General features: G+C 57.6%; 7 protein-coding genes. 1 reads left to right on the top strand and 6 read right to left on the bottom strand.

The genetic code is table 11. The annotated features are described in order from the left end of the window. From thiL to nrdR, 5 genes are all read right to left on the bottom strand, one after another. A partial coding sequence (thiL, locus tag ACLQ7H_RS22015; protein WP_411754497.1) for a thiamine-phosphate kinase occupies nt 1-969 on the bottom strand: 969 nt, incomplete at its 3' end. Nucleotides 970-1,014: 45 nt separating this feature from the next. Continuing rightward, a complete protein-coding gene (nusB, locus tag ACLQ7H_RS22010; RefSeq protein WP_021180188.1) occupies nt 1,015-1,431 on the bottom strand; it encodes a transcription antitermination factor NusB in 417 nt (138 codons plus the stop codon). A 21-nt stretch (nt 1,432-1,452) separates the two neighbouring features. Beyond that, nucleotides 1,453-1,923, bottom strand: a complete 471-nt coding sequence (gene ribE / locus ACLQ7H_RS22005) for a 6,7-dimethyl-8-ribityllumazine synthase (RefSeq protein ID WP_021805495.1) — start codon at nt 1,921-1,923, stop codon at nt 1,453-1,455. A gap of 120 nt (nt 1,924-2,043) precedes the next feature. Continuing rightward, nucleotides 2,044-3,150 carry a bifunctional diaminohydroxyphosphoribosylaminopyrimidine deaminase/5-amino-6-(5-phosphoribosylamino)uracil reductase RibD gene (gene ribD, locus ACLQ7H_RS22000; protein WP_411754496.1) on the bottom strand — a complete coding sequence of 369 codons (1,107 nt, stop codon included), beginning with the start codon at nt 3,148-3,150 and terminating at the stop codon, nt 2,044-2,046. Between the two features lie 10 nt (nt 3,151-3,160). After that, nucleotides 3,161-3,610: a transcriptional regulator NrdR gene (gene nrdR / locus ACLQ7H_RS21995; protein ID WP_021180191.1), complete on the bottom strand. Its 450-nt coding sequence runs from the start codon at nt 3,608-3,610 to the stop codon at nt 3,161-3,163. A 196-nt stretch (nt 3,611-3,806) separates the two neighbouring features. Between nrdR and ACLQ7H_RS21990 the strand changes: the two genes are divergently transcribed. Beyond that, complete coding sequence (locus ACLQ7H_RS21990) at nt 3,807-4,349, top strand: DUF3251 domain-containing protein (protein WP_411754498.1); 543 nt, start codon at nt 3,807-3,809, stop codon at nt 4,347-4,349. A 199-nt stretch (nt 4,350-4,548) separates the two neighbouring features. On the opposite strand, the gene ACLQ7H_RS21985 is transcribed toward ACLQ7H_RS21990, so the two are convergent. Beyond that, nucleotides 4,549-6,921: molybdopterin dinucleotide binding domain-containing protein (locus ACLQ7H_RS21985; protein ID WP_411754495.1), on the bottom strand; the 2,373-nt coding region annotated here is incomplete at its 5' end.

Raw genomic sequence — 6,921 nt, 5'->3', positions numbered from 1 at the left:
ACCAAAGTGATCGTAACCACTCCACGGCAGTTCAACCTCTTGCTGATCGCGGTAGAACTTCATCCCTTCAGACTGCGGGCCGATCTGGCCAATACAGGTGTAATCCGCACCTAAATGGCTTAATGCCACTTCCAGCGCCCCCCGATTGATCTCTGGCACGGTGAAGCACAGTTCATAATCTTCACCGCCGGTCAGCGCCCAACACAGCGCCTGAACCGCATCGGTATTGCTGGTCAGCGTCTGCGACAGCGGCAACTCATCCAACTCGATACGGGCACCGCACTCAGAGGCGTTCAGCACGTGTTTCAGATCTGAAATCAGACCGTCGGAGATATCGATCGCCGAGCTGGCCAAATCACGCAGCGCCTGGCCTTGCAGCACACGCGGATGCGGACGCAGATGGCGCGCCAACAGATATTCATGCGAAGCCGGATCGCTCACTTGCAAACGATCCTGCAGGATTGCCAGCCCGGCGGCGCTGTCGCCCAGCGTACCGGTCACGTAAATCCAGTCGCCAATGCGTGCACCGCCGCGGGTTAGCGCCCGACCGACCGGGATATGGCCGTGGATCGTCAACGTCATGCTCAGCGGGCCACGGGTGGTGTCGCCGCCAATCAGCTGCATGCCGTAGTAATTCATCTGTTCGAACAGGCTATCGCTGAACGCCTTGAGCCACGCTTCGTTCACTTCCGGCAACGTCAACGCCAGCGAAAGCCACGCGGGATCGGCGCCCATTGCAGCGAGGTCGCTCAGGTTAACCGCCAGGGCCTTATAGCCGAGATCGGCGGGATCGATATCCGCCAGGAAGTGAATACCCGAAACCAGGGTATCGGTACTGATGGCTAAAAGCTGTTTTTCCGGCACTGTAAGCAGTGCGCAGTCATCGCCAATGCCGAGCTGTACGTCGCGGCGCACACTTTTGAACCGGTCAAAATAGCGGGCAATGAGATCAAATTCGCCACATGCCATAATTCGTCTTCCAAAGAAGTAAGGCCGGTTTCCCGGCCTTATGTTTTATTTTTTCCTACGGATGCTGGGGGCCGCTTTATCCAGCACGCCATTGACAAACTTGTGGCTATCTTCCGCGCCGAAGGTTTTCGCCAGTTCGATCGCTTCGTTGATGGCCACTTTGTAAGGGACGTCTTCACGCATTTTCAGCTCGAACAGCGCAATGCGCAGTACGGCTCTTTCCACCTGGCCCAATTCTTCGAGCTGGCGCGACAGGAAGGGGGCCATCAGGCCATCCAGCATACCTGCGTTGACTGCCACACCGGACAGCAGCTCACGAAAATAGGCGACGTCAACATCTTTGACATCCTGCTCCGTCAGGAACTGGTGTTCAACATCGGCAATGTCATTTTTAGACAACTGCCAAGAGTAAATCGCTTGAACAGCGCACTCACGAGCGCGACGACGAGCAGCAGGTTTCACGGAATTCCCCTTAAACTAAATTCAGGCTTTAATAGCTTTGATTACATTAATCATTTCAAGTGCGGTCAGGGCGGCTTCTGCACCTTTGTTGCCCGCTTTGGTGCCGGCACGCTCGATCGCTTGTTCGATGCTTTCGGTGGTCAGCACGCCAAAGGCAACCGGGATCTCGGTGTTCATAGAGACTTGACCCAGACCGGAGCTGGCTTCGCCCGCCACATATTCGAAGTGCGCGGTGCCCCCACGGATCACCGTACCCAGAGCAATCACCGCATCATATTTGCCGGTGTTAGCCAGCACGCGTGCGGTTAATGGCAGCTCGTAAGCGCCTGGGACCCAAACAACGGTGATGTTGTCATCAGCAACCTGGCCGATACGCTTCAGTGCATCAATGGCACCTTGCAGCAGGCTGTCGTTGATGAAATTGTTAAAACGTGCAATTGCGATCGCCACACGGGCATTTGGAGTAGCAACAACACCTTCGATAACTTTCATGGGCTTTCCTTAAAAATGGGTTCAATACCCCGCAGGGGGGCGGATTCTATCATATTCTTTGCCCGCCTGCGCGGCGCTTTTGTAAAACGCGGCTGCACCAGCAGGCAAAGGTTACATTCTCTATTTGGCGGTTAACCGCAGGCGTAGATCGGGGCCAATCTGGCGCACTTCGCTAAAGACAAACTCAGGCGCATCGGCCAACTGCGTCAAACCCGGCAGTTGGCACAGCCCGCGGGCATTATCCCCCAATAATTTGGGCGCGATGTACAAGATGAGCTCATCCACCAGCCCGGCCTGCAGCAGCGCACCGGCAAGCTGTGCGCCCGCCTCGACCCAGATGCTGTTCACCTGGCGCTTGGCCAATTGCATCATCATTACCACCAGATCGATACCACCGCCGTGCAGTGGGAAGGTCAATTGCTCCACACCTGCTGGCCAAACCCGATCGTCTGGCTGCTGGCGTGCTAACCAGGTCATCCCCGGTTGCTGCACGACCCGGTGCTGCGGCGTAACCCGGTTCTGGCTGTCTAGAATAATCCGAAGCGGCTGGCGCAGGGTGTCACGCGGGTAGATCTTTTGGGTTTCACTGCTCAGTTCATCCCAACGTACCGTCAGCGCGGGATCGTCGGCCAACACGGTCGCGCTGGTGCTGAGGATCGCCGAACTGGCCGCCCGCAACTCCTGTACATCCCGCCGGGCCTGTGGTGAGGTGATCCACTGGCTTTCACCCGAGGCCATCGCCGTACGGCCATCCAGTGAAGCGCCCAGCTTGAGCTGCACATAGGGAAACCCGGTGCGCATACGCTTGAGGAACCCCAGATTAACCGCTTCTGCCTCTGCCAACATTACGCCGTGGCGCACTTCGATGCCCGCCTGTTGCAGCTTGTATAGCCCACGCCCGGCAACCTGCGGGTTGGGATCCTGCATCGCAGCCACCACGCGGCTGACTCCCGCTGCGATCAAAGCGTCTGCACAAGGTGGCGTGCGACCATGGTGGCTACAAGGTTCTAGCGTGACGTAGGCCGTGGCCCCTCGCGCCTTTTCCCCCGCCATGCGCAAAGCGTGTACTTCCGCATGGGGCTCGCCGGCACGCAAATGGAAGCCTTCACCCACGATGCTGCCATCACGCACGATAACACAGCCCACGTTCGGGTTCGGCGTGGTGGTGAAGCGCCCCAGACGCGCCAGCTCAAAGGCGTGCGCCATATAGAACTCGTCGTTTTGCATACGGATCCCGTTAATCCTGCAGTTTGGCGATCTCTTCGCCGAATTCGCGAATATCTTCGAAACTGCGATACACCGAAGCAAAGCGGATATAAGCGACCTTATCCAGCTTCTTTAATGCATCCATCACCAGATTGCCGACCATTTTGGTGGGCACTTCGCGCTCGCCAGTGGCGCGCAACTGGGATTTGATGTGGTTGATGGCGTTTTCTACGTCGTCGGAGCTGACCGGGCGCTTTTCCAGCGCTTTCAGCATGCCACGGCGCAGTTTATCTTCGTTGAACGGTTCGCGAACCTCATCACTTTTGATCACCCGTGGCATCACCAGCTCGGCCACTTCAAAAGTGGTAAAACGTTCATTACAGACCAGACATTGGCGACGACGGCGCACCTGCGATCCATCACCCACCAGGCGGGAATCAATCACTTTGGTATCAACGGCAGCGCAGAAAGGGCAATGCATAACTCGTCCTGATAAGCGTTTACATAGTTGAGCACAGTTTACCCCGAACTCCCGCCACAACAAAGACCGCCAGGCATTTGTTGCGAATTGCTTCCACGATTGCGCAATAAAGCAGCCATACTTAGTGGTAGACATGACTTTGGCCAGCGATCGGGCTAAGCTGGGAGCCAGTGTTATTGAAGAGGAAATTGCCGTTATGACAATCCGTTATCGCCAGGTTTGTCTGCTCACCGCCATGATCCTGCTGGCCGGTTGCGCACAGAACCGCGAAGTTCCGAAACTCACCAACCAGGTAGTTGAGCTGAAACAGGTGCTGGGGGAGTTGACCGAGCAGGCTACCGCCCTGGAGCGCCAAAACCGGCTTAACCAAAACTCGACCAGCGGTGCCTACCTGCTGCCCGCTGCCAATAACGCCGCCAAATTACACAGCAGCGTGGGTGAGCTGAGTCTATCGCTCAACTATGTGAAGAGCGAAGCCAACGGCAGCCAGGCAATACTGTATGTGCGCACGCTCTCAGGCCAATATCTGCCAGGCTTTACCGCTACGTTGGAGTGGGGCCAGTTGGATGCCGCAACCGGTATGCCTCTGACCGCGCAGGCGCAGTCGCAACAAATTCAGAGCGCCAGCTCGCTGCTGCCAAAAACCGAGCAAATCTTTGAACTGCGCCTGAGTGGCGTAACGCCATCGCAACTGGGCTATATCCGCGTGCATAGCGTAGAGCCCATCGCTCAACGTTGATGCGCTGAATGCCCCGATATCGAAATTCGGGGCTAAATCGCTGTGTCTAATAGCGCTACAGATGGAAGTCATGCAGAACACCGACACGCCGTAAACCCATCCCTGGGGGCTCGAATCGCGCATCCTTGCGCTCAACGGTCGGTTAACCTGCATGACTCCCACCTGTCTCAACCTTGATGTGTCGCTGTATTAAACACCGCTATCCCAAGCGCTGCAGCTTCGCCGGTAATCCCTGCCGTACCGCCGCCCCGCTAACCCAGTCCAACCAGCTATTGCCTACTTCGCGTGTCGGATCGGCCAGCCCCAGATCGTTGAGGTTGATCCCTGCGGCAATGCGTGGATCCGCTGCCAATGCCTGCCCATCCAGCGAATGAACCCGCGCCCCCATTTCACGATGCCCATAACCGTGTTCAATGGCAATCACGCCCAGCATAACCCCGTCTAGCAAGCTGATTTGTGCTTCCACACTACCGCCTGGCGTCTGTAGCTTGACCCGATCGCCATGTTGTAACCCATAGCGCTCGGCATCTCGCGGATTGAGCGCGACCAGATTTACCGCCTTCACGGCCCGCAAACGCTCGATAGGGGCGGTTGAGCTGCTCATCAGATGCGACTTGAACGACATCAGGCGGAACGGCCACGCCTCGCTCGGATAGTGTTGCGCCACGTCGGAGCCGTCGGCAAAACGCGGTGGGTAATAGGTTGGGCAACCGCTATAGCGCTCCCCGGTCATGGCATGGCGATGGCGTGCCACCTCTTCGTTCCAGATATTCAGCCCTTGCTTCCACTGCGGACCGGTCGCCTCCCCTTGCCAAGCCTGCTCATGAGGTGCAAAACGGCCACCACGAGCCAGCATATAGCCCACCCGCAACCGTTCATCCGCTTTCAGCACTTGATTCAACGCCGGTTGCAGACGATCGACGCCGGTAAGGCGCAACTCACTTTCCGTCGCCTCAGGCACAGGCTCGCCAGCAAATGCCACGTTGGCCGCTGCACGCAGGTAATAATCTTCGGCACAATGCAGCCCGTAGAGGTTACCTTGCGCATCCTGTAACGCCCCATCGCCGAAGCCCGGCAACCCCATGGCCTTCGAGAGCGCAATAACAAAGCTCTCCAACGCGATCGGCTGCCCGTCCGCCGTCTTGGCTGTGCGCGCAGGCACCACTGGCCAACGGGCGGTACTCGCCTTGACCATCACGCCAGACCAAGGGGAGGTAAATCCCCAGCTTTCAAAGTTGTGCGTATCCGGCACGATATAATCTGCCAACGCGCTGGTTTCGTTGATAAAGGCGTCAACGGAAATAAACAGCGGCAGATGCTGCGGATCCTTCAGCCGGCTCTCCACCACGTCGCGTAATCCGGCCACGCCGTAGAGCGGGTTGCCCATGTGATTGATCCAGGCTTTCAGTGGATAAGGGTATCCCATCAGCGCCGGAGCTAGCTGTTCGGTAAACTGGCCTGCCACAAAGGGATACCACGGACCACGTGCCGGATAAGGATTGACGCCTTGTTCCACTTTACGGCGATATTCGTCCGACTTTTCGTACGCCTGCTTACTGCGCGATAGCACTAGTCCTTTCGGCTTCACCATCTCAGGGAAGGTTGCGAGGTTATAGCGTGGCCCTTCAGCAAACTCCTTGAACTTGCCGCCCCCCACCGAAACGCCCCCTTTGAGATTAAGGTTACCGATCAGCGCATTGAGCATCATCACCGCCCAACTGCTGTAGAAACCGTTGCCGCTCATCATGCCACCGTGGGAGATCACTGCCGCCTGTCGCTGGTAAGAAGTAAATTCCTTGGCAAGCGCCGCAATGGTTTCAGCGCTAACGCCACACTGGGCGCTATATTCGGCCAGCGTAAAGCGTTGCGCCGCCAATTGCAGACAGCGAAAGCTGGAGCGCACCCGCACCTGTGAGCCATCGGCCAGTTGAACCTGCTGCTCAACCAGCAGTTGCCCACGCATGGCCTCAGTGGCAGGCTGTGGTTCGTCTCGCTGTGTGTCCCACACCAAGGCAGGGCTTTCCTCATCACCGCCAGCCCCACCTACCAGATGTGACTTACGCAGGAACTGGCCGCACAGGGGATGATCGTCATCGATCACCACCAGATGGGTGGCATTCGACCAACTTTTTTCACCGGCCGCCTGCATGGCCGCCTCGCCAGGTAACGCCAGATAATCGGCGTTATAACGCTCCTGGTCGATGATCCAGCGGATCATGCCCATCGCCAGCGCGGAGTCCGTCCCCGGCAATACCGGCACCCAACGGTTATGATCGTTGGCCAACGTGGTGGTTAACGGCAACGCCGGGGCTACCACCACATAGCGGAACTCATCGCGCAGGCGGGCATTAGCCAACTGGCGCCCCTGCCTCTTGAACGGGTTACCGGATTGTGCGGGTGACGTCCCCAGAAACAGTGCAAAACGCAGATGATCCCAGTCGGGTTTCACATGGGCGTTCTTGTCCAGATCGCCCATCAGCGCCCCGGAGCCTGCCCGGTAGGCCAGCCCACAATAAGCGCCATGATGGCCGAAATTACGCGTGCCAAAGGCGTTTTGTGCAAAGCGTTTGAT

The sequence above is a fragment of the Serratia sp. (in: enterobacteria) genome, assembly GCF_046715635.1.
Taxonomy (GTDB): domain Bacteria; phylum Pseudomonadota; class Gammaproteobacteria; order Enterobacterales; family Enterobacteriaceae; genus Chania.
Note: the sequence above shows the minus strand (reverse complement) of the source record. Positions and strands in the feature narration are given on the sequence as shown.

What these genes read in the sequence shown, in the direction of transcription:
- ribE (WP_021805495.1), bottom strand. Translation starts at nt 1,923, where the DNA reads ATGAAAGTTATCGAAGGTGTTGTTGCTACTCCAAATGCCCGTGTGGCG.
- ribD (WP_411754496.1), bottom strand. Translation starts at nt 3,150, where the DNA reads ATGCAAAACGACGAGTTCTATATGGCGCACGCCTTTGAGCTGGCGCGT.
- nrdR (WP_021180191.1), bottom strand. Translation starts at nt 3,610, where the DNA reads ATGCATTGCCCTTTCTGCGCTGCCGTTGATACCAAAGTGATTGATTCC.
- ACLQ7H_RS21990 (WP_411754498.1), top strand. Translation starts at nt 3,807, where the DNA reads ATGACAATCCGTTATCGCCAGGTTTGTCTGCTCACCGCCATGATCCTG.